Origin of the sequence: Actinopolyspora mortivallis DSM 44261 (assembly GCF_000384035.1) — a bacterium.
GTDB lineage: Bacteria > Actinomycetota > Actinomycetes > Mycobacteriales > Pseudonocardiaceae > Actinopolyspora > Actinopolyspora mortivallis.
Genome location: NZ_KB913024.1, coordinates 2,393,579 through 2,413,350 on the forward strand (window position 1 = coordinate 2,393,579; position 19,772 = coordinate 2,413,350).

The window sequence follows — 19,772 nt, forward strand, 5'->3', positions numbered from 1 at the left end:
CGGTGGCCACGAACCGTTCCACCGGGACTCCCTATTCCGAAGTACCCGAGGTGGTCCTCCGTGAAGTGCCGCTCTTCCGCGCTGCCCCGTTGCTCGTGGCGGAAGCGTCCGAACCCGTGGTCTTGCGCTGCCCCTTGCCTCTGCCACCCGTTTTCGTGCCCGATCCCTTGCCGGAGCTCTTCGCGGTGGTGCCCTTGGATCCCGTTTTCGAGGGCTGCTTGGCCCGTGAGGCGCTTCCCTTTTCCTCCGACCGCACGGTTCCGTCCACCTCGGACTCCGCCGTATCGGCGGGTTCCGCTCCCGAGGGAGTACCGTCCGTCGTCGCGGAGTGCGTGGCCTTCTCCGCCTCGTTCACATGTTCGGTTTCCCGGTCGGCCCCACCGGAATCATCATGGTCATTCTCACCCGCTCCGGAGGCTCCGTCCACCTGATTCACCGTTCCGTGGGAAACGGCATCCTCGGGCGCGGCCTCCGAACTCCGTGAGGAGTCCACCGGGGAGGTTTGCTCCCCCTCGGGAAGGGAATGTCCGAGCACCCCGGCGACCTCGGGATCCTGGGAGGTCGTGAACAGATCGGGGGCCTGCCCCTCACCGCCGACGGAGGAACGCCCCGCCACACCACGGATCTCCGGACGCGCCGTGTGACGGGCGTTTCGCTGCCAGTCCCGCACCGCCCACCAGGCCACGTCGGCCTCGGCGCCCGTGGCACCACGCTGTCCCCGTCCGCCCCCACGGGACAACGGACCGTCCCGAGAGTCCACCGGTCCCTCCCAGGAACCCGAGGTGGAACGGCTCCGGTCCCGCGGCGAATCCCCGTCCGTGCCGCGCCAGCTCCCCCGGGTCCGCCCGGTGCTCCTCGTCGTCTCCCGCTGCCCGGAACCATAGGCACGCGCCCGCACCGGAGTCCGCCGCAGCGCGGGTCCGACCAGGAAGAGCGCGTGGCGCCACAGGCGGTGTCGCTTCACCACACCTTCGACCTCGCCGACGTTGGTACGCAGAACCAGCTCGTCCGGGCAGGTGACCTTGTAGGCGACCACCACCGGAACGTCCGCGCCGTAGCCCCCCGAGCGGAGCCGTTCCACGAGTTGGCCGGTCCGGGCCGCGGACACGGACAGAGCCATCGTCCCGCCGCGTTCGGCGAACTCCCGGATCCGCTCCGGAGCGGGCAGGGGCTGCCCCCCTCCGTCCGGCCTGGCCAGCAGCACCGAACGGTCCTCGGAGGAACCGGTGATCTCCCTGCCCACCACGGCCGCCGCCGCCGAGTACCCGGCCACACCGGGGACCAGTTCCACCTCCAGCTCCATGCGTGAGCACGCGTCGTACTGCTGCTGGACTCCGCTCCACAATGCCGGGTCCCCCGCGTAGAGCCGCACCACCCGGAGACGCTCCCGCTCGGCCCTGCGGTAGACCTCCAGTACCTCCTCGGACCCCGCGGTCGTGGTGTCGACCAGCTCCGCGTCCCCACGCGCGTGCTCACGCACGCACTCCGCAGCCACCAGGCTCGGACTCCAGAGCACGACGTCCGCCTCGGCTATCCGGCGCGCGCCACGCAGCGTCATCAGATCGGCCGCCCCGGGACCGGTCCCGACGAACGAGACCATCCCGGTGCGTGTTCCCCGAGTCATGCGCTAGTTCTCCTCTCCCGCCTCGCGGTGCAACTGATACCACTGGGACCGGCGCCACAGGTTCTCCCGTGGAGCTCTTCGGGGGACACGTGACGCCCGGCGCGTCACACGGACATGACGCGTCCGGAAGGGACGCCCTTCGACCGTACCGCCACGGTACGCGGTCCCACGGAAGCGGCGGGTACTCCGTGGGAGCAAGGGGAGCCCGGAAGGGACGGGGCCCCGGGAGCACCTCCGGCGAAGCCGCTCACGAGTCCGCACCGTCCCGCACCGGGGTCTCGCTCAACGCTGCGCGCAGGCCCACACGAACCGGGAAACCGACTCGGGTTGCCCCACGGGATGGGTGTGCAGGTAGGAGGCGTGCACGCCGCCGCGCACGAACCCCTCGGCCACCGTCTCCGTCGTCCGCCAGTACCAGGCCGGATCCGGGTTCCCGGCCTCCCGCAACACCGTCCGGTGGAACTCGTGGCCGCTCACCCGCTGTCCCTCCCGGAACAGCACGGAGTCGGTGGCCGCGACGGCGGCGCGGTAGCCCAGGGTGAGTCGTGGGGACATCTCCGCGGTCACGTCGAGCACCCCGCAGAGCGGATAACCGTCCAGACTCGACGTCAGGTACAGCAGGCCGGCGCACTCGGCGTGGACGGGCGTACCGTCCGCGGCCAGTCCGGCCAGCTGCCGACGCAGCTCCACGTTGGCGGACAGCTCCGCCACGTGCTGCTCGGGAAACCCCCCGGGCAGCACCACCCCGTCGGTATCGGGGGGAAGTCGCTCGTCACGCAGGGGATCGAAGGAGACCACCTCGGCCCCGGCGGCACGCAGCAACTCGGCGTGCTCGGTGTAGCCGAAGGTGAACGCGGCTCCGCCGGCCACGGCGATCCGGGGCGTCCGGGGCGGAGGGACTCCGTGCTCCAGTGCCCGCTGCGCCGACCACGGCCGCGCGGACAGCGGAGGGGCCTGTCCGGCCAGCGCGGCCACCGCCTCCAGGTCCACTCCCTCGGCCACCACCTCCCCCATGGCCTCCACGGCCCGTTCCGCCTCCGAACCGTGTTCGGCGGCGGTGACCAGCCCCAGGTGACGTGAGGGGACCCGCAGGGGCTCGGCACGGCCCAGCACACCCAGCACCCGGATCCCGACCGTGGCCGCCGCCTCCCGCAGCACCTGCTCGTGACGCGGGGAGCCCACACGGTTGAAGATCACTCCGGCCAGCCGCAAGTCGGGTTGGAAGGAACGGAAACCGTGCAGCAGAGCGGCCGTGCTGTGACTCTGTCCCTTGGCGTCGACGACGAGCACCACCGGAGCCTCCAGCAGGGAGGCCACGTGTGCCGTCGAACCGAAGGAGGGGACTTCCTCGGCCGTTCCGAGCCGCCCGTCGAAAAGTCCCATGACTCCCTCGATCACGGACAGCTCCGCGGAACGCGCACCGTGACGGAAAAGCGGTGCCACGGAGTCCGCGCCGACCAGCACGGGGTCGAGGTTGCGTCCCGGATTGCCGGAGGCCAGCGCGTGATAGCCGGGGTCGATGTAGTCGGGACCGACCTTGAAACCGGCCACGCGCGACCCCCGGCGGCGCAGGGCGGCCAACAGGCCGGTGGCCACGGTGGTCTTGCCGTGTCCGGAGCCCGGAGCGGCCACGACCAGCCTGGGAGAGTCCCCCTCCGCATCCGCCGGGAAACCCGAGAGGGTCACCACTCGATGCCTTTCTGTCCTTTTTGACCCGAATCCATCGGGTGCTTGACCTTGCTCGTCTCCATCACGAGATCGGCCGTTTCGACCAACTGTTGGGGGGCGTAACGCCCGGTTATCACCACGTGCTGGAATCCCGGCCTGTCCCGGAGGGTCCGTACGACCTCCTCGACGTCCACCCAGCCCCAGTGCAACGGATAGCTGAACTCGTCGAGCACGTACAGGTCGTGCTGCTGGTTCTCGATCCGACGCGCGATCTCACGCCAACCCTCCAACGCGGAGGCGGCATGGTCCTGCTCTCCGGTCTTCTTCCGCGCCCAGGACCAGCCCTCCCCCATCTTGTGCCACTCGACCGGTCCCCCCTCACCGGTTTGTTCGTGCAGCCGCCCCAGGGCACGGAACGCCGACTCCTCGCCCACGCGCCACTTCGCGGACTTGACGAACTGGAAAACGCCGATGGACCAACCCTGGTTCCACCCGCGCAGGGCCATTCCGAAGGCCGAGGTGGACTTTCCCTTCATCTCTCCCGTGTGCACGGCGAGCAGGGGACGGTGACGGCGCTGTCTGGTGGTCAGCCCGTCCTCGGGCACACTGTTCGGCTGTCCTTGCGGCATCGCTGACTCTCCCGGGAACTCGACGACGGCGTCCCCTTCACGAAGGAACGTCCGTGGGAAAACTTCGTCCCCGTGACCGACGGGACTCTCGACGACACGGGGCTCGGAAAAAGCGCCCTCGCACTCGACCGGCCTGGGGTCGCCGGGAGCGCGAGGGCGCGGGGGTCCATCGCTGGGGAAGGATGGACGCCGCGCACTCTACCAGTGAGCAACGCGGGGCCGGCGACTCCGACGCACCGGCGGAGGATCACACCCCCACCGGGCCCGGTGTCCGCGCCGCCCGCACCACTCCGGCCACGTTGTCGGCGGAGAGCTCGGACAGCCGCAGACTGGGAGCACCCAGCACCCTGGCTATGCGCTCGGCCATGCCTAGCCGGACGGGGCCGTTCTCGCAGTCGACCACCACCGAGGCCACGCCGAGATCGGCCAGCAACGCGGCCGAACGCACCGCGTCGTCGACCGCCTTGCGACTCCGTCCCCGCTGCTCTGCTCCCGAATCGACGCCGACCGTGGCCTTGCCGTCGGTGAGCACCACCAGCAACGGGCGACGCTGCGGGTCACGCATCCGCTCGGTGCGGATCACCCTGCGGGCGGTCAACAGTCCGTCGGCCAGCGGGGTCTTGCCACCGGTGGGCAGACGACGCATCCGCGCTGCCGCGGTGTCCACCGAGGAGGTCGGGGGCAGGGCGACCTCGCCGGAGTTCCCCCGGAAGGTCACCACCCCCACCTTGTCCCTGCGCTGGTAGGCGTCCCTGAGCAGTGCAAGCACGGCCCCGCTCACCGCGGACATGCGCTCCCGCGCCGCCATCGAGCCCGAGGCGTCCACCGCGAAGAGCACGAGGTTGCCCTCACGCCCCTCCCGGACGCTGTGGCGCAGGTCCTCGGGGCGCAGCCGCAGCCCCGATCCGGTACGCCCTCGCGCACACTGGTGCGGAGCGGCGGCGGCCAGGGTCGCCTGCAGGTGAATACCGTGTCCGTCCACAGCGGAGGCACGTACCACCTGTCCCGAACGGGTCCTGGACCGCGAGCGCCTCCCCGGGGCACCCTCCCCCAGCCCGGGTATCTCCAGCAGTCGCGCCCGGTAATCCGGTTCCTCGGCCGTGGAGGTGCGCTCCCGGGGAGCTTCGGCGGAGTCGTCCTCGGCCCCCCCGTTCCGCGGGTCGGAGGGTGGTTCGCCGGCCGCTCCGCCACCGGGTCCCTGGTCCGGACCGTTTCCGTCGGGACTCCCGCCGACACCCCCACCGGGTCCCTCGTCCTCGGGACCCTCGGAGTTCCCGTCGCCGGTGTCCGTCCGTTCCTCGGAGGCCGCGGAGGAACCTCCCTCAGTCGCACCGTCCTGGTTCGTTCCGTGTTCGGAGGACTCCTCCGCCTCGACCTCCTCCGCCGCGTCGGCCAGTGCCTGCTGGAGCTGCTGTTCGTCCATCCCCGGCTCGTCGAAGGGGTCGCGCCTGCGCCGGTGCGGCAGGGCCAGCCGGGCCGCGGCCTCCACGTCGGTCGCGGCGACGGCGTCGGCACCGCGCCAGGCGGCGTGCGCCACGGCGGTGCGGGCCAGCACCAGGTCCGCCCGCATCCCGTCCACCTCGAAGGACGCGCACACCGAGGCGATGCGCTTCACCTCGGAGGAGGGGAGCTCGACCGACTCCACACGGGCTCGGGCCTCGGCGATCCGGTGGGCCAGCTCGGCGTCCTGCTCGGCCCACTCGGCGGCGAAACCGACAGGGTCGGAGTCGAACCGCAGTCGACGCCGTACCACCTCGGTCCGGGTGGCCACCTCCCGGGAGGCGGCCACCTGGACGGTCAGGCCGAACCGGTCCAACAGCTGGGGACGCAGCTCCCCCTCTTCCGGGTTCATGGTGCCGACCAGCAGGAACGAGGCGGCGTGGGACAGCGACACTCCCTCGCGCTCCACGTGGGCCCGTCCCATGGCGGCCGCGTCGAGCAGCAGGTCGACCAGGTGGTCGTGCAGCAGGTTCACCTCGTCGACGTAGAGCACTCCACGGTGCGCGGCGGCGAGCAGTCCCGGCTGGTAGGCGCTCACCCCCTCGGTCAGCGCACGTTCGACGTCCAGCGAACCGACCAGACGGTCCTCGGAGGCTCCGACCGGCAGTTCGACGAGTCGAGCGGGCCGTCTCGTCGCGGAGGCCGTCCCGTCGTGCGGCCCGTCGGGACAACGCGGGTCGGGGGCACTCGGATCACAACCGAACCGGCAGTTCTCCACCACATCGACGGCGGGCAGCAGCGCGGCGAGCGCACGCACGACGGTGGACTTGGCCGTTCCTTTCTCCCCGCGCACCAACACCCCACCGATGCGGGGGTTGACCGCGTTGAGCAGCAGTCCCAGTCTCAGATCCTCGTGGCCGACCACGGCGGAGAAGGGGTAACGCACTGTCGACGACGTCGACGTGACAGCGGTCATCGCCGGTATTCCTTCCTAGGGTCTCGGACGCCCCTGGTTGCGGAACGAGACAACGGCAGTGTCCTGACTCCCGGATCGGCACGCCCCTCCGGCCTTCCCTGAAGAACTTCGGTGGCAACTCGTACGGGAGGGCCGCTCCCCGGTCACAGTGGCGCCGGCCGTGCCGGATTCCCACCGGCTTCCTCACCGTTGCTCGCTTGGACCAACGTGCATGGTCGCAGAAGCCGACTCGGCGACCAAGCGTTGTGCGCTATCTCGTTAGTCCGGTCACGTTCCCGGGACTTCTGCGCATGTCCACGTGCGTGATGCCGTCCTCCTCGTAGGGTTCGCCGTACTCGACGAAACCGAAGGAACGGTAGAACCCGACGGCGTAGCTCTGGGCGGACAACACCGCACACGACTTGCGCACCTCGGCCACCGCCGCGTGCATCAGTTTCCTTCCCAGCCCCACACCACGCCCGTCGCGGGCTGTGCACACCCGTCCGATCCGGTAGCTGCCGTCGGGCTCCTCCAGCAGCCGCAGGTAACCGAGCACCCGTGCTCCACCGGAGTCGATCCAGAAGTGCCTGGTGGAGTCCTCCAGGTCCCGCCCGTCCAGTTCCGGGTAGGGACACCGCTGTTCCACCACGAACACGTCCACCCGCAACCGCAGCATGCGGTAGAGGTCCTCGGCGGCCAGGTCGGCGGTGTAGGCCCGGTGTACGGCGGCGGCAAGGGGCTGCAGACTCACCCTTCCCTGCCTATCACACCGCGCGGCCCGCACGGTCCGCACCGTTCACGGGTCCGGTTCCGCCCTCCGGAGTCCCTCAGCCCGCACTCGGGGACGCCGCACCGGCGGGCGACGGTATCGTTGTGCGCTCGGCCCGCCCGTCACAGGAAGGAGACCCGGTGAGTCCCGAGACACCGACGACGGTACCGGCGATGCCCAAGGCCGAGCTGCACATCCACATCGAGGGAGCGCTCGAACCGGAGCTGATCTTCGACCGGGCCCGGCGCAACGGGTTGACCCTGCCCTACGCCGACGTCGACGACCTGCGAGGACGCTACGAGTTCACCGACCTGCAGTCGTTCCTGGACCTGTACTACACGGGCATGAACGTGCTGCGGACCCCGGAGGACTTCACGGCGTTGACCGAGGAGTACCTCGCCAGGGCCGCCCGTCAGGGAGTGCGGCACGCGGAGATCTTCTTCGACCCGCAGGCGCACACCTCACGCGGTGTGGCCCTGGAAACCGTGCTCGACGGTTTGGAGGCCGCCTTGGCCGACAGCCGGCGACGTTTCGGGGTCAGCACCGCGCTGATCGCCTGTTTCCTCCGGGACCACGGCCCGGAGGAGGCGGAGCGCACGCTGGACGAGCTGCTCGCCCACAAACACCGCATCATCGGCGTGGGACTGGACTCCGCCGAGTTGGGACATCCGCCCGCCGACTTCGCCGGGGTGTTCTCCCGCGCCCGCCAGGAGGGACTGCGGCTGGTCGCCCACGCCGGGGAGGAGGGGCCCGCCGAGTACGTGTGGCAGGCGCTCGACGTTCTCGGGGTGGACCGGGTCGACCACGGAATCCGGGCGGTGGAGGACGCCGAGCTGGTCAGGCGGCTCGCCCGCGACCACGTTCCGCTGACCGTGTGCCCCCTGTCGAACGTGCGTCTGCGCTGTGTGGACAGTCTGTCCGAACACTGCCTGCCCCGGTTGGCCGACGCCGGGATCCCGATCACCATCAACTCGGACGACCCGAGCTACTTCGGCGGTTACGTCGGGGACAACTTCGCCGAGATCGAACGTGAGTTGGGCTTCGATGCCACCGCACTGCGGGAGTTCGCCCTCAACTCCGTCGAGGCGTCCTTCCTGCCCGCCTCCGAGCGCGAGCGACTCCGGCAGCAGACGGCCACGGGCTGACCGGAAACAGCTCCGCCGGTCGTCGCCGACACGGGCGGACGGCGACCGGCGGCCGTGGCCGTCTTCCTCCCTCGGGGAAGCCACCACCGGCTTCAGCGCTCGCTCATCTCGTCGACGTAGTGGGCCAGCCTGGTGTAGACACCGGGAAAACCGGCCCGTGCGCAGCCACTGCCGTAGGAGACCACTCCGACCAGACGCCCTCGGACCACGAAGGGACCTCCGGAGTCGCCGGTGCAGGCGTCCCTTCCCCCCTCCGGGTAGCCCGCGCAGAACATCTCGGTCGCATCGAACGTGGTGTAGGCGCGCTCACACGCGGAGTCCGCCATCACGGGAAGACGCACCGAACGCAGCACGGCGGCGGCCGGGGCCGATTCGCCGGTGCGGCCCCAGCCGTAGACGGTTCCCGCCACACCGGGCCGGTAAGGCGCCGTCTCACCCTGTCGAACCATGTCCACGGTGGGCAGGTCCACCGGCTCGGCCAGCGTGACCACGGCCACATCGGATCCGCGCGTGAAATGCTCGTAGTCCGCGGGGCGCCGCACGTGTGCGACCCGCACCGTCCGGCCCCGAGCGCTCCGCAGGTCCTTCCTCCCGACCACCGCGCGGAGGTCCCGTGGCGGACGGGCCCGACCACTGGCCGGGTCCATCGTGCAGTGCGCGGCGGTGACAACCCGGTCCGCGGCCACGAGAGCACCTCCGCAGAACTGTCTCCCCGCCGCGTCGGTGAGAGCGACCACCCACGGCACCTGGCCACGCACCACTTGTTCCCCACCGACGATCCGGGCCCGCACCGGAGCCCGAGCACCCGGTGCGGACGCCGCGGCGGTGGAGGTGCCCAGCAGCGTCACGAGGGCGAGCAGCAGCACCCGGAGGAACACTCCCGCCGTGCGCGTCGTCCCCGAGCGTCGCCTTCTGAAGCGCACCAACCGTCACCCCGCTCCGGCCTGTTCCGAACCCGGCGGGACTGTAGCCCCGATGTAGGACTGCTCACAGGAGGGGCAGCTCACAGCTTTCTAATAATTTTTTGCGTTATTATGGATTAACGCAGGAAAGTTTCCTGGATATAGGCCATATTTACGCTGTTCGTCCTCGACGGCTTGTTGTCGGCTCCAGGAAACTCCTCTCCCGACGACACCCGAGATCACTCGATCGAGCGAGCGCTTCCGCTCGATCGAGCGACTTCGTTCGTGCCGTGTCGGAGAGCCCGGATCACACCACGTCACCAGCGGAAGGGAACGCCATGCTGTTGGATCTCGGCACGCTGCCGGCCTTCGTGCTCGCCAGTGCGGTGGTCATACTCACACCCGGCGTGGACACTTTCCTGCTACTGCGTACCTCGGTCCGTTTCGGCACCCGCCCCGGCGTGTACGCGCTGGCGGGCATACACACGGCCAGTCTGATCCAGGTGGCCGCGGTGGTCTCGGGGCTGGGAGCACTGGTCACCAGCAGGCCGGAGGTCCTCTCGGTGATGAAATGGCTCGGTGCCGCCTACCTGGTGTACCTGGCCGTCAGCATCCTGCGCGGCCTGTGGCTGACCCGACGGGAGGCCGCGAACGCGCCGGTTCCCGAGGAAACGGTCCGTCCCGACGCCAACCCCTTCCTGCGCGGCCTGCTGAGCAACATCACCAATCCGAAAATGCTGCTGTTCAGTCTGGCCTTCCTTCCCCAGTTCGTCGGTTCGGCGGCGAACCCGGCGATCCAGCTGGCGATGCTCGGCGGGGTGTTCCTCCTGCTGGCCGCGGTCTGGGAGTTCGCGATCGTGTTCGCCTCCTCCCGGATCGCGGACAAACTGCGCAACCCGGGATTCCGCAACTCCCTGGACCTGGTGAGCGCCCTCGCCTTCATCGGCATCTCGGTGGGGTTGGTGGCGAGCTGACCGCCACCCGTTCCACGGCACCCGTGTGGACGGGAGGTCACCCTCGGGAACCGAGCCTGGCCCGAAGCGAGTCGGCGTAGGCGGCGACCTCGGTGTACACCCCGGGATTGCCGGGGCGGGCACAGCCGATTCCCCAGGAGACCACCCCGACGAGCTTGCCCCCGGTCGTCAGTGGTCCTCCCGAGTCACCCTGGCAGCTGTCGACCCCGCCCTCGGTGTAGCCGGCACAGACCATGGCACCGGGGACGAAATCCCCGCCGTAGGCGGCCGAGCACTCGGAGTCCGCCCTGATCGGCACCTCGGCCCTGCGCAGGACGTCCGCCGGAACCCCTCCCTCGGAGGTGGCTCCCCAGCCGAGCACCGTGGCCATCCTGCCCGGACGGTACAGCTGTTCGTCCTGCCCGTCGGCCAGGGCGAGGGTGGGACGTGACAGCGAACTCCGCAGCGTGAGCACCGCCACGTCCGCTCCCCGATAGGCGCTGCTGTAGTCGGGATGCGTCCAGATCCCGGCGAGCTCCGTCACTGTTCCGGCACCGGAGTTCTTGTCGGTCCGTCCCGCCACCACCCGCACGTCGTCCGGGCGCTGCTCGGCCACGCAGTGGGCCGCGGTCACCACCTTGTCCGGGGCCGCCAGGGTCCCGCCACAGAACTGCTCGCCACGACGGTCGGTCAGATACACCACCCAGGGGTGATCGGCCACCCGGGCCGGTTCGCCCCCCACCACGGGTCGTTCCGCCGCGAGGCTCCCGAACCGGGCCTCCCCGGCTGCCGCGCCGAGCGGCGTCAGCGCGGTCCACAACAGAGCGGCGAGCAGCACCGCACACTGGTCACGCCACGACCTTCCTCGCATGTTCGCCCCCCGTCGCCGTTGTGAGAAGCTCCACGGCACTCACACGGAAGTCCCCGTTCAGAGTGATCGCCTGATCGAGTTCGTCGGCCGCACCGACGGGAACCAGTGTCCACGAAGAGTTCCGGACCAGCGCGCCTCAGCGGCGAGAACGAACGATTACCACCCGATCGTGTGGGGATACTTTCTGTGTCACAGCGGTGAGTAACCCGCGAAACGACGTCTCCCACCGTCCGAGGAGGACACGACACCCCGACCGGCCCGTCCCCACGGCACAGGAACTCACGCCCGTCAATAGGGTGGAACCGGTCGATCTCTCCGAGGGGAGAGCGGCACCGAACTCCGAACCACGAGAAGGGGAGAGACCATGAGCCTGGAACGTCCCATCGACCCCGATCCGTACAGCCTTCTTCCCCAGATACCCTCTTTCACGGTCACCTCGAACGACGTGACCGACGGCCAACCCATGTCGAAGGCCCAGGCCTTCGACGGCATGGGTGCGGGCGGGGACAACATCTCACCGCAGCTTTCCTGGCACGGCTTCCCGGAGAGCACGAAGAGTTTCGTGGTCACCTGCTTCGACCCCGACGCTCCCATCCCGGGAGGTTTCTGGCACTGGGTGCTGGTCGACGTACCCGCCTCGGTGACCGAACTCCCCACCGGTGCCGGAGACCGCAGCGGCAACGGAGTCCCCTCCGGGGCCTTCCACGTGCGCAACGACATGGGCGAACGCGCCTTCGGCGGCGCGGCCCCGCCCGAAGGGGACCGTCCGCACCGCTACTACTTCGCCGTGACCGCCGTGGACAGCGACAAACTCGGTGTGGACGAGGACGCGACTCCGGCGGTGGTCAACTTCATGCTCGCCTTCCACGCCGTCGGACGGGCGGTCATCGCCCCCACTTACGCACACTGACCCGCCCGTTCCCTGTTCCGGGAGAAGCGGCTCACCCCGGCCGGGGTGAGCCGCGGCACTCCCTCCCGAACGGATCGCCGGAACGAAAGCACTCACAGTGGACGCACCACCGCACGACGAGCGACCAGGACGGTCCACAGGCCTCCCGCGGCGAGCGCGGGGGGAAGCAACGTGACCTCTCCCGTGACCAGCACGACGCAGGTCGCCAACCCCAGTCCGAGCACCGAGTCGACCCCCCGGATGACGAACACCCGGCGGGACACGCGTCGAGTCACGAGCTCGGTGACGTAGGGAAGCCCCACGGCCCAGCCCACCTGGTACACCACCCACCCGAGCACCACCGCCACCATCGGCGACTTCCCCAACAGGACCGGCCCCAGTCCCACCGCGAGCACCCCGGAGGCGGCCCCGCAGGCGGCCGCGGCCACCCCGAGTTTCCGAGCTACCCCGTCAAGCGCGCGCGGATCGTTCTCCCCGCCGTTCCGCCGCTTGGCCGCCATCCTGCCCAGCAACAGGCTTCCGCAACCGTTGATCAGCACCTGTACCGGAGCCACCACCAGCCGAGCCAGTTCGAGCGCGCCCACCGCGGCGGTGGAGACCAGCTGCGCCACGAGCAGTCGGGCCGCCAGCAGGCTCAACGGACGCAGACCGGCCTGCAACGCGCGCCACAGCGCGAATCCGAACAGAGTGGGAAACGCCCGGACACCGGGACGCAGCCGGGTCCACTCCCACCGGGGAAGCAGAACCAACCCGACCAGAACCGTGGTGAGCGCCCCGCAGCACATCACCCCGAACAGCACCGTCAGCCGGGCCCGGTCGAAACCACCGGTGGCCGGGGCCAACGCCAGCACGGTCACCACCAGAGCGCACAGGTCGGTTCTCAGCAGGGAACCGAAGTCCAGTCGTGTCACGAAGATCCTGCGCACCGTCTCCGCGAGGAACCTGCACACCACCAGCCCGGCGTAGACCGGGGGCAACCACCGACGTTCGGGGGTCAGCACCGCGCACAACAGCACCGCGCAGACCACACACAGCCCCGTGACCAACACGGCACTGGTCACCAGTCCGGCCCGGTTCGCGGGATCGTGCCGGTCGAAAACGGCGAAACCGTCGCAGACGAAGCCGACGTAGAGCGCGTTGGCTCCCACCGACATCGCCAGCAACACCGCGAAGACGCCGTACTCGGCGAGCTCCAGGTTCGCGGCCGCCACGAACTGCACCGCGAAACTCGCGGCCGCGGTGGCTCCCTGGGACAGTATCCCGGCCATCCCGTCCCTCGAGACCCCGCCGGTGGGGACGAGGCGTCTCGCCAGCGTCACCGGGCTCACCCGCGGCGTTCCGGGGAGGCCGCCACACCGCCACGTGTCTCCGGCTGTTCCCGGGTTCCCTCGGAGGCGACGGGCTGGGCGAAGGTGAACACGTGCCCGGCGACCCGCCCTCCCAGCAGTTCGATCCTCTCCCGTGCCCTGTGCCAGGCGGCCACCGAACCCTCCCGGCGCACGGTGAGCACGACGCCGTCCGCGGCCGGTATCAGCGCGCTCATCTCCGGCACGCTCTCCAGAGGAGGCAGGTCAACGAGCACGAGATCGTAGCCCGCCCTGGCCTCGGCCATGGCCCTGCGCAGCAACGAGGAGCGGAAGTAGTCGGGAGCGCCCTCCCCCGCACGTCCGGCGGGAACAACCCGGAACTGGATACCGGGGTTCACCTCGATGGTGCGGGTGGAGGTGTGCAGGGTGGCGGCTCCCGCGGCTATGGGGGCCATTCCGTACCAGTCGTTCTGCAACGCCACGCTGTGGGAGAGTTCCTTGGTGCGCACGGCGGCGTCGACCACCAGCACGCGCAGCCCGTCCCGGGCCGCCGCTCCGGCCACCTGCAACACGGTCGTGGTCGCCCCGTCACCGACGCTCACTCCGGTGACGGCGACCAGTCCGCCCCGCACGGTGTTCCGCAGCACGGAGGCGACCAGGCGGTAGGAGCCGAGCGGGGGCACCACGAGATTGTGCAGCCGTGCGGACTCCTCCTCCCCCAGGGCCTCGATCTCGCCGAGCAGGGGCTCCTCGGTGAGCCGGGTCAGATCCGTGGCGTTGCGGACCCTGCGGTTCCGGTCGGCCCGCACCCAGGCGATGGTGGCGGCCAGCACCAAGCCCACGGCGAGGCCGGCGGCCGTGTTGCGGAGCAAGAGGGCTAGCACACCCGAGGAGTCCGTGACGGCCTTGTCCACGAAGGCGACCCCGTCGCCGAACTGCTCCGAGGAGATGTCGATCTCGGTGATCCGCTGGTCCAGTTCGCTGACCGTGCGCTCGGCCGCCGTGGAGGTGGCGCTTCCGGCCTGTTCGAGCTGCTCGGCCAGTTCCGCACGACGCGACCGCAGAGCGTTCAGGGCCTCCTCCGCGGCCTTCCGCACCTCGGCGGCCGACTCACGCTGGTAGGCGGCCACGACGGCGTTGGCCACCTCGGCCGAACGGGCCGCGTCCCCGAGATCGACCGCCACCGTCACAGAATCCCCGTTGTCCGAAGCCCGTGCCCGCACCGAGTCGCGCAGCTTCTCGATGCTCTCCGGGTCGTCGAGCCGTTCACGGGCGGCACCGAGCACCCGGTCCGAGGTGACGAACAGTGCCCGCTGGTTGACGTAACGCACGAACCCGGACTCGCTGTTCACCTCGAATCCCAGGGCCTGCACGGAGTCCGGGGACTTCAGTACGATCCGTGCCTGCGCCGAGCCCGCTCCGCCCACGGTGAGAGCGACGAGCACGCTCACCAGTACGGTACCCAGGACCACGAGCGACGAACTCCACCTGTACCGCCACAGGGCACCGATGATGTTCGGAGCGGGCAGCAGTTCGTTCATCGCGGCTCCATCCACGGTCCCTTCAGCACGCGGCACGGCACGAGAGCTCGCCGCCAAGTGCCCACGGGAGCGTAACCGTCCCACGGTCGGCACTTCCGACAGTCCCCCACCGAGGGGATCATGTCACGGAACAGGTCACCGTCAGCGAACACGTCGATCCCACCAACGCTGTAACGAACAGGGCCTTTCGGACGATCTTCGAAAGTGGTCCCGGAAGGGACCTCACGAAGGTCCTCCACGTGAGGCGACGCGGCACACCAAGGAGATTCCGTGCTCGGTTCCCCGTCGACGAGCGACAACCGGTCCGCCGATGCGGGATGGAAAGCCACGCTCGCCCGGTTGCCGGACGTGCAGAAGTCCGCACGGGGAGCCCCCGCGTACTCCCGTTTCGTCAACCGCAGGGCGGGAGGTCTGCTGGCCGCGCTGGCCCACCTGTGGGGGCGGACTCCCAACCAGGTGACCGGAGTGAGTGCACTGTGCACCCTCCTCGGTGTGCTGGCCGTGGCACTGCTTCCCCCCTCGCCGGTCCAGGGAGTGGCGGTGTGTCTCACCCTGCTGCTCGGCTATGCCCTGGACTCCGCCGACGGGCAGCTGGCCAGGCTCCGTGGAGGCGGTGGACCGGCCGGTGAGTGGCTGGACCACGTGGTCGACAGCGCCAAGATCCCACTGGTGCACGTGGCCGTACTCGTGTCCTGGTACTCCTTCGTGGAACAGCCCGTCGGCTGGTCACTGGTCCCGCTCGGCTTCGCCGTGGTGGAAAGCGTCCTCTTCTTCGGCATGATCCTGAACGACCAGCTCCGGCGAGTGCACGTCGGCGGAACGGGCCCTGCGAAGGCCTCGTCGGTGTGGCGTTCCCTGCTGGTCGCTCCCACCGACTACGGAGTGCTCTGCCTGTCCTTCGCGCTGCTCGGCTTCCCGGCGGTGTTCCGGACGGTCTACACCGTCCTGTTCCTCGCCCACGTGCTGTTCGCCTGCGCTGCGCTGCCCGCCTGGTTCCTGCGTATGCGACGGTTGACCGCCGGGGGTGGACAACCGTGAACAGACCTGTGGTCGGTTACGCGCCGGGTGCCTACGACATGTTCCACGTCGGCCATCTTCGGGTGTTGGAACGGGCGCGTTCGGAGTGCGACCTGCTCGTCGCGGGGGTGGCCACCGACGACGTGGTCTCCAGCGCCAAGGGACGCCCGCCCGTGATTCCCTTCGAGGAACGGCTGGAGATCGTCTCCAGCATCCGCTACGTGGACCAGGCCGTGCCGGATCCGCACGTCGACAAGTACCTGACCTGGCAACGGATCGGTTTCCACGTACTGTTCAAGGGCGACGACTGGCGAGGTAGCACGCGGGGACGCGAACTGGAGGCCAAGCTCGCCAGTGTCGGGGTCCGGGTCGTGTACTTTCCCTACACCGACAGTGTTTCGAGCACACTGTTGCGTAGGCGGCTGTCCGTGACCGAGTGAACGTCGCGGTCCGTCGAGGCGGGAAAGTCCCGACCCGTGAAAGGTGGACCGACACATGGGACCAGGGCGGCGACGTGTGTGGCGCCGTGTCCCGGCGGTGCTGGCGACGGCGGTGCTGTGCGTGTTCCTGCTGTTCTCCGCAGCTCCCCCTCGGCCGGGCAGTTCCGACCCGGGAGGAGTTCCCCCGTTCGAGAGCTCACTGCCCCGCGTTCCGGGAACCGACGCGCCCGTGCCCTCCACGGCGCTCTTCGTCTCCCCGCACGGCGCGGACCACGCGACGGGCGGGCGGGGGGACCCGCTGCGCACGTTGAACGAAGCGGTCCACAGGGCCGAGTCCGGAACCACCGTGGTGCTGCGCGAGGGCACCTACCGGCAGAGCGTGGGCATCGTCCGGAAGCGGTTGCACATCAGGTCGTTTCCCGGAGAACGGGTCTGGTTCAAGGGCAGTCGGATCATCACCGACTGGACCAGGACGTCCGGGGGATGGGCCCACACGGGATGGAACCCGGACTTCTGCCGGGACTGTTTCCTTCCCGCCATCATCGACCCCGCCCACCCGCACGCGGGACTGGCCGAGATGGTCTTCCGCGACGGCACGCCGCTGCGCCAGGTCGACACCCGTCGGGAACTGGAACCCGGTACGTTCCTCTCCGACCCCTCAGCGGGGGTGCTGCTGGTCGGCAGCGACCCGAACGGCGCCACAGTCGAGGTCGCGACCCGCCCCTGGCTGCTCCAGTTCGACGGCCCCGCGGCGGCGGGGAGCAGTCTGCGGGGGGTCGGGGTGGCCCATTACGCCTCACGCCAGGAATACGGGCGCCAGGGAGCCATGGTGGTGGTCAACTCACCCCGGGTCACCCTGGAGGGCAACGCGTTCGTGTGGTCCGCGTCCAGCGGGACCGCCGTGTTCGCCCCCGAGGCGAAGGTCGTCGACAACGTCTTCAGCGACAACGGTCTCGTCGGGTTGATGGCCAACAGGGCGCACCGGATACGACTCTCCGGCAATCTCGCAGCCCGCAACAACCGCGAGCGCTTCGCCCTGAGCGGACCCGCCATCGGGGCCGCCGGCATGAAGATAACCCGAACCGACCGTCCCGTGGTGCGAGGGAACACCTTCCTGGACAACCTCGGCACGGGATGGTGGTGCGACCTGGGATGCACGAACGCGCTGGTACTGGGCAACGTCACCCGGGGAAACCTCAAGCACGGCCTGTTCTACGAGGTCTCCTCGGCGGCGCTGCTCGCCTCCAACCTGATCGCGGACAACGACGGGCTCGGCGTGAAACTGTCCAGTTCCGACCGGGTGCGTCTGGTCCACAACACCTTCACGGGCAACAACGGATCCCTCGGCCTGTACAACGATCCGCGTCCACCGGACTCGGACCGTTACAGCGCCGCTCGCGGGCTGAGCTGGATCACCGGCGAGACGAGGCTCGTGAACAACTACTTCGCGGGCACCGCCGGACGGCATCCCTTCTTCTCCGCGGCCGACCACAAACCGAGGAGCGCACCGACACCGGAGTTCGTCTCGCACAGTGACGGGAACGTCTATCTCCGGGGCGAGGAGAAACACCTGGGGGACTGGTATCTCGGATCGGGAGTCACCGAGCGGATCGAGGACCTGTCCGAGCTCACCGAGAGGACCGGTCACGGCGAACACAGTGTGCACACCCGCTTTCCCGGGACTCCGTTCCGCGCCCCGGAGCGGGGAAACCACCTGTTGCGTGACGGTGTTCCGGGCAGGGGCGCGGGGCGTCCGACCCCTCCGGAAACGGCCGAGAGGCTGGGGGTGCCGCCGCGGCGGCACCCCGACGTGGGGCTGCTGGTTCCGCCCGGACGGTCCTGACCCGCGACTCGACCGTTCCGCGGTGCGGAGCAGGTCCCGTCCCGGGCCCGCGCGGGATCCCGTGGCGGGAGGACGCGGGCCCGGGTGGGGAGAGATCACCAACCGGTGCTGCCTCTGGGGGAGCCGATGGAGGCCCCGTCGGCGTCCACGGCCCGGATCCAGTACTCGGTGTCCCCGCTGGGGGCGTCGGTGTCGGTGAAGCTCATACTCGGGATCTCCCAGGGCCACGACTCCCTGGTCACCGTGTGGATCGGCTCCGAGGTGCCCACCCGGATCACCTCGTAACGGATCGCGCTGTTCTGCGCGTCCCAGGTTCCCTGCCACTCGATCGTCACGTCACGACTGATCCAGTTCCGCCGCACCTCGGGCGCGCCGAAGGGGACCTGCGGACCGTTGTGGACCGCCCCGGGCACCGAACGCGCGGCGAACCGGGTCAACGACTGTTGGGGCTGCCCGTTCACGGTGGTGAACTCGCCGCCCACCACCACGTACTCCGAGTTCGCGTCGATCGCCCACGGACCGTTCTTCCAGGGGCTGTCCTGCGGCCCCCCGTTGGTGTTCGGCAACCACGGCAACAGTTCGGGCACGGGGTCGCCCTCACTGACGTGATTGGTGTCCCTGACGGCGCTGCCTCCCACGGCCGCGGTTTCCGCGGTCAACCGTTGGTAGTCGATGGGACCGTCCTCGGGGATCGCGTCCAGGGCCGCGCAGGAGTGCGTGTGGGAGGCGGCGTAGACCACCCCCTCCGCGACCGCCACCGACTGGGTGTCCCCGTAGCAGCCGTCCATCCAGACGGTGGCTCCGTCGTCGATCCGCACCGCCCCGCGTCCCTCGAGACGGGGGTTCGTGCCGTGCCAGTTGTAGGAACCGAAGTAGGCGTTGCCCTTCTCGTCGGTGACGATGTCGGTCACCACGTCCTCGACGGACGGAGCCTCCCACTGCCAGGAGACGTTCGCCCCGGAGGCGGTGTCCACAGCGCTCAGGGCGACCCGCCGTTGTCCGTTCACCGTGTCGAAGGCCCCGCCGAGCAGAACCCGCCCGTGGGAGGGCACGGCCCGCAGACTGTGCACCGTGGCGTCGGCCTCCGGGGTCCAGTCCAGCAGTCCCCCGGTGGGGGAGACCGCAGCCAGCCTGGTGCGTTCCACTCCGTCGACCGCGTCGAAGGCCCCGCCGAGATAGACCGCCTCACGGGTGGCCGAGACGGTGCGCACCCGCCCCGCCACCCGAGGGGCGAAGTCGTCCACGAGTGTTCGTCCCGCCGTGTCGAAAGCCGCCACCCGGGACCGCCACGAACCGTCGATCCTGTCGAAGTCTCCTCCGACGTAGACGCGCTTCCCGTCCGGACCCGCGGTGATGTCGAACACGCTGTCGCAGCGCCAGCGGTCGGTACCCACCGAGTCGCACAACGCCCCCGGGTCGGTGGAGGACTCGAACTCGGTGGCGGTCACCGAGGGGGACCAGGGGAGGATCTCCCCGGTACGCAGGTCGAACGCCATCAGGTTGTCCCGGGGAACCTCCCCGGCCCCTCCGGGGGACACTCCCGCCGGGCGGGCCTTGTCGAAGTGGCCTCCCACGTAGACGGTGTCTCCCACGATCTCCACGGACAGCACGATCCCGTCGGTCTGCGGAGTCGGCAGGGCACCCGCCGTCACCGGCCGCGGGGACTCCTCGGCGGCCCCCGCTGCCGGGCTCGTCAACACTCCGAACAGGACGGCACCGGCCAGTGCAGCCCCGACTCTTCGGCTTCGGGTCACCAGT

16 protein-coding genes and 1 riboswitch are annotated in these 19,772 nt (G+C 69.8%); of the genes, 6 read left to right on the forward strand and 10 right to left on the reverse strand.

The window, feature by feature from the left end; genetic code table 11:
* Window positions 1-31 precede the first annotated feature (31 nt).
* The 5 genes from ACTMO_RS0111325 to ACTMO_RS0111345 form a co-directional block, all read right to left on the reverse strand.
* The gene (locus ACTMO_RS0111325; protein WP_019854812.1) at window positions 32-1,624 is read right to left on the reverse strand and encodes a cobalt-precorrin-4/precorrin-4 C(11)-methyltransferase; all 1,593 of its coding nucleotides are present in this window, start codon (window positions 1,622-1,624) and stop codon (window positions 32-34) included.
* A 282-nt stretch (window positions 1,625-1,906) separates the two neighbouring features.
* Window positions 1,907-3,313: a cobyrinic acid a,c-diamide synthase CobB gene (locus ACTMO_RS0111330; RefSeq protein WP_019854813.1), complete on the reverse strand. Its 1,407-nt coding sequence runs from the start codon at window positions 3,311-3,313 to the stop codon at window positions 1,907-1,909.
* Window positions 3,307-3,921, reverse strand: a complete 615-nt coding sequence (gene cobO / locus ACTMO_RS0111335) for a cob(I)yrinic acid a,c-diamide adenosyltransferase (RefSeq protein ID WP_019854814.1) — start codon at window positions 3,919-3,921, stop codon at window positions 3,307-3,309. Before cobO ends, ACTMO_RS0111330 begins: the two co-directional genes overlap by 7 nt.
* Before the next feature lie 247 nt (window positions 3,922-4,168).
* Entirely contained in the window at window positions 4,169-6,337 is a 2,169-nt protein-coding gene (locus tag ACTMO_RS0111340) for a putative cobaltochelatase (RefSeq protein ID WP_033401532.1), read from the reverse strand.
* 37 nt (window positions 6,338-6,374) lie between these two features.
* Window positions 6,375-6,543, reverse strand: a riboswitch (cobalamin riboswitch).
* A 44-nt stretch (window positions 6,544-6,587) separates the two neighbouring features.
* Entirely contained in the window at window positions 6,588-7,067 is a 480-nt protein-coding gene (locus tag ACTMO_RS0111345; protein ID WP_019854816.1) for a GNAT family N-acetyltransferase, read from the reverse strand.
* Window positions 7,068-7,258: 191 nt separating this feature from the next.
* Here ACTMO_RS0111345 and ACTMO_RS0111350 point away from each other — a divergent pair, with 191 nt between their 5' ends.
* Entirely contained in the window at window positions 7,259-8,230 is a 972-nt protein-coding gene (locus ACTMO_RS0111350; RefSeq protein WP_033401894.1) for an adenosine deaminase, read from the forward strand.
* A gap of 92 nt (window positions 8,231-8,322) precedes the next feature.
* Here ACTMO_RS0111350 and ACTMO_RS0111355 read toward each other — a convergent pair whose 3' ends face one another.
* Entirely contained in the window at window positions 8,323-9,153 is an 831-nt protein-coding gene (locus ACTMO_RS0111355; protein WP_157062868.1) for a serine protease, read from the reverse strand.
* Between the two features lie 317 nt (window positions 9,154-9,470).
* On the opposite strand from ACTMO_RS0111355, the gene ACTMO_RS0111360 reads away from it, so the two are divergent.
* Complete coding sequence (locus ACTMO_RS0111360; protein WP_019854819.1) at window positions 9,471-10,106, forward strand: LysE family translocator; 636 nt, start codon at window positions 9,471-9,473, stop codon at window positions 10,104-10,106.
* Window positions 10,107-10,143: 37 nt separating this feature from the next.
* Here the strand turns inward: ACTMO_RS0111360 and ACTMO_RS0111365 are convergent, their stop codons facing one another.
* Window positions 10,144-10,956, reverse strand: coding sequence for a S1 family peptidase (locus ACTMO_RS0111365; RefSeq protein ID WP_033401533.1), 813 nt, complete (start codon window positions 10,954-10,956; stop codon window positions 10,144-10,146).
* Window positions 10,957-11,320: 364 nt separating this feature from the next.
* Between ACTMO_RS0111365 and ACTMO_RS0111370 the strand changes: the two genes are divergently transcribed.
* On the forward strand, window positions 11,321-11,866 hold the full coding sequence (locus ACTMO_RS0111370; protein WP_019854821.1) for a YbhB/YbcL family Raf kinase inhibitor-like protein: 546 nt from the start codon (window positions 11,321-11,323) through the stop codon (window positions 11,864-11,866).
* 92 nt (window positions 11,867-11,958) lie between these two features.
* On the opposite strand, the gene ACTMO_RS0111375 is transcribed toward ACTMO_RS0111370, so the two are convergent.
* Together ACTMO_RS0111375 and ACTMO_RS0111380 are read right to left on the reverse strand one after the other, a co-directional pair.
* Complete coding sequence (locus ACTMO_RS0111375; RefSeq protein ID WP_245556137.1) at window positions 11,959-13,185, reverse strand: hypothetical protein; 1,227 nt, start codon at window positions 13,183-13,185, stop codon at window positions 11,959-11,961.
* A gap of 5 nt (window positions 13,186-13,190) precedes the next feature.
* Window positions 13,191-14,714 (reverse strand): AAA family ATPase, encoded by a 1,524-nt coding sequence (locus tag ACTMO_RS0111380; protein ID WP_019854823.1) that lies wholly within the window; start codon window positions 14,712-14,714, stop codon window positions 13,191-13,193.
* A 270-nt stretch (window positions 14,715-14,984) separates the two neighbouring features.
* Between ACTMO_RS0111380 and ACTMO_RS0111385 the strand changes: the two genes are divergently transcribed.
* Genes ACTMO_RS0111385 through ACTMO_RS0111395 form a run of 3 tightly spaced genes read left to right on the forward strand, consistent with a single transcriptional unit; the run spans window position 14,985 to window position 18,014 of the window.
* Complete coding sequence (locus ACTMO_RS0111385) at window positions 14,985-15,752, forward strand: CDP-alcohol phosphatidyltransferase family protein (protein ID WP_019854824.1); 768 nt, start codon at window positions 14,985-14,987, stop codon at window positions 15,750-15,752.
* Window positions 15,749-16,171: an FAD synthase family protein gene (locus ACTMO_RS0111390; protein WP_033401534.1), complete on the forward strand. Its 423-nt coding sequence runs from the start codon at window positions 15,749-15,751 to the stop codon at window positions 16,169-16,171. Before ACTMO_RS0111385 ends, ACTMO_RS0111390 begins: the two co-directional genes overlap by 4 nt.
* A gap of 55 nt (window positions 16,172-16,226) precedes the next feature.
* Complete coding sequence (locus tag ACTMO_RS0111395) at window positions 16,227-18,014, forward strand: right-handed parallel beta-helix repeat-containing protein (protein WP_084792113.1); 1,788 nt, start codon at window positions 16,227-16,229, stop codon at window positions 18,012-18,014.
* Between the two features lie 95 nt (window positions 18,015-18,109).
* On the opposite strand, the gene ACTMO_RS0111400 is transcribed toward ACTMO_RS0111395, so the two are convergent.
* A complete protein-coding gene (locus tag ACTMO_RS0111400) occupies window positions 18,110-19,768 on the reverse strand; it encodes a hypothetical protein (RefSeq protein WP_019854827.1) in 1,659 nt (552 codons plus the stop codon).
* Window positions 19,769-19,772 lie beyond the last annotated feature (4 nt).

Coding starts and splice junctions, on each gene's coding strand:
- ACTMO_RS0111325 (WP_019854812.1), bottom strand. CDS start 1,624: ATGACTCGGGGAACACGCACCGGGATGGTCTCGTTCGTCGGGACCGGT.
- cobO (WP_019854814.1), bottom strand. CDS start 3,921: ATGCCGCAAGGACAGCCGAACAGTGTGCCCGAGGACGGGCTGACCACC.
- ACTMO_RS0111340 (WP_033401532.1), bottom strand. CDS start 6,337: ATGACCGCTGTCACGTCGACGTCGTCGACAGTGCGTTACCCCTTCTCC.
- ACTMO_RS0111350 (WP_033401894.1), top strand. CDS start 7,259: ATGCCCAAGGCCGAGCTGCACATCCACATCGAGGGAGCGCTCGAACCG.
- ACTMO_RS0111360 (WP_019854819.1), top strand. CDS start 9,471: ATGCTGTTGGATCTCGGCACGCTGCCGGCCTTCGTGCTCGCCAGTGCG.
- ACTMO_RS0111365 (WP_033401533.1), bottom strand. CDS start 10,956: ATGCGAGGAAGGTCGTGGCGTGACCAGTGTGCGGTGCTGCTCGCCGCT.
- ACTMO_RS0111370 (WP_019854821.1), top strand. CDS start 11,321: ATGAGCCTGGAACGTCCCATCGACCCCGATCCGTACAGCCTTCTTCCC.
- ACTMO_RS0111380 (WP_019854823.1), bottom strand. CDS start 14,714: ATGAACGAACTGCTGCCCGCTCCGAACATCATCGGTGCCCTGTGGCGG.
- ACTMO_RS0111395 (WP_084792113.1), top strand. CDS start 16,227: ATGGGACCAGGGCGGCGACGTGTGTGGCGCCGTGTCCCGGCGGTGCTG.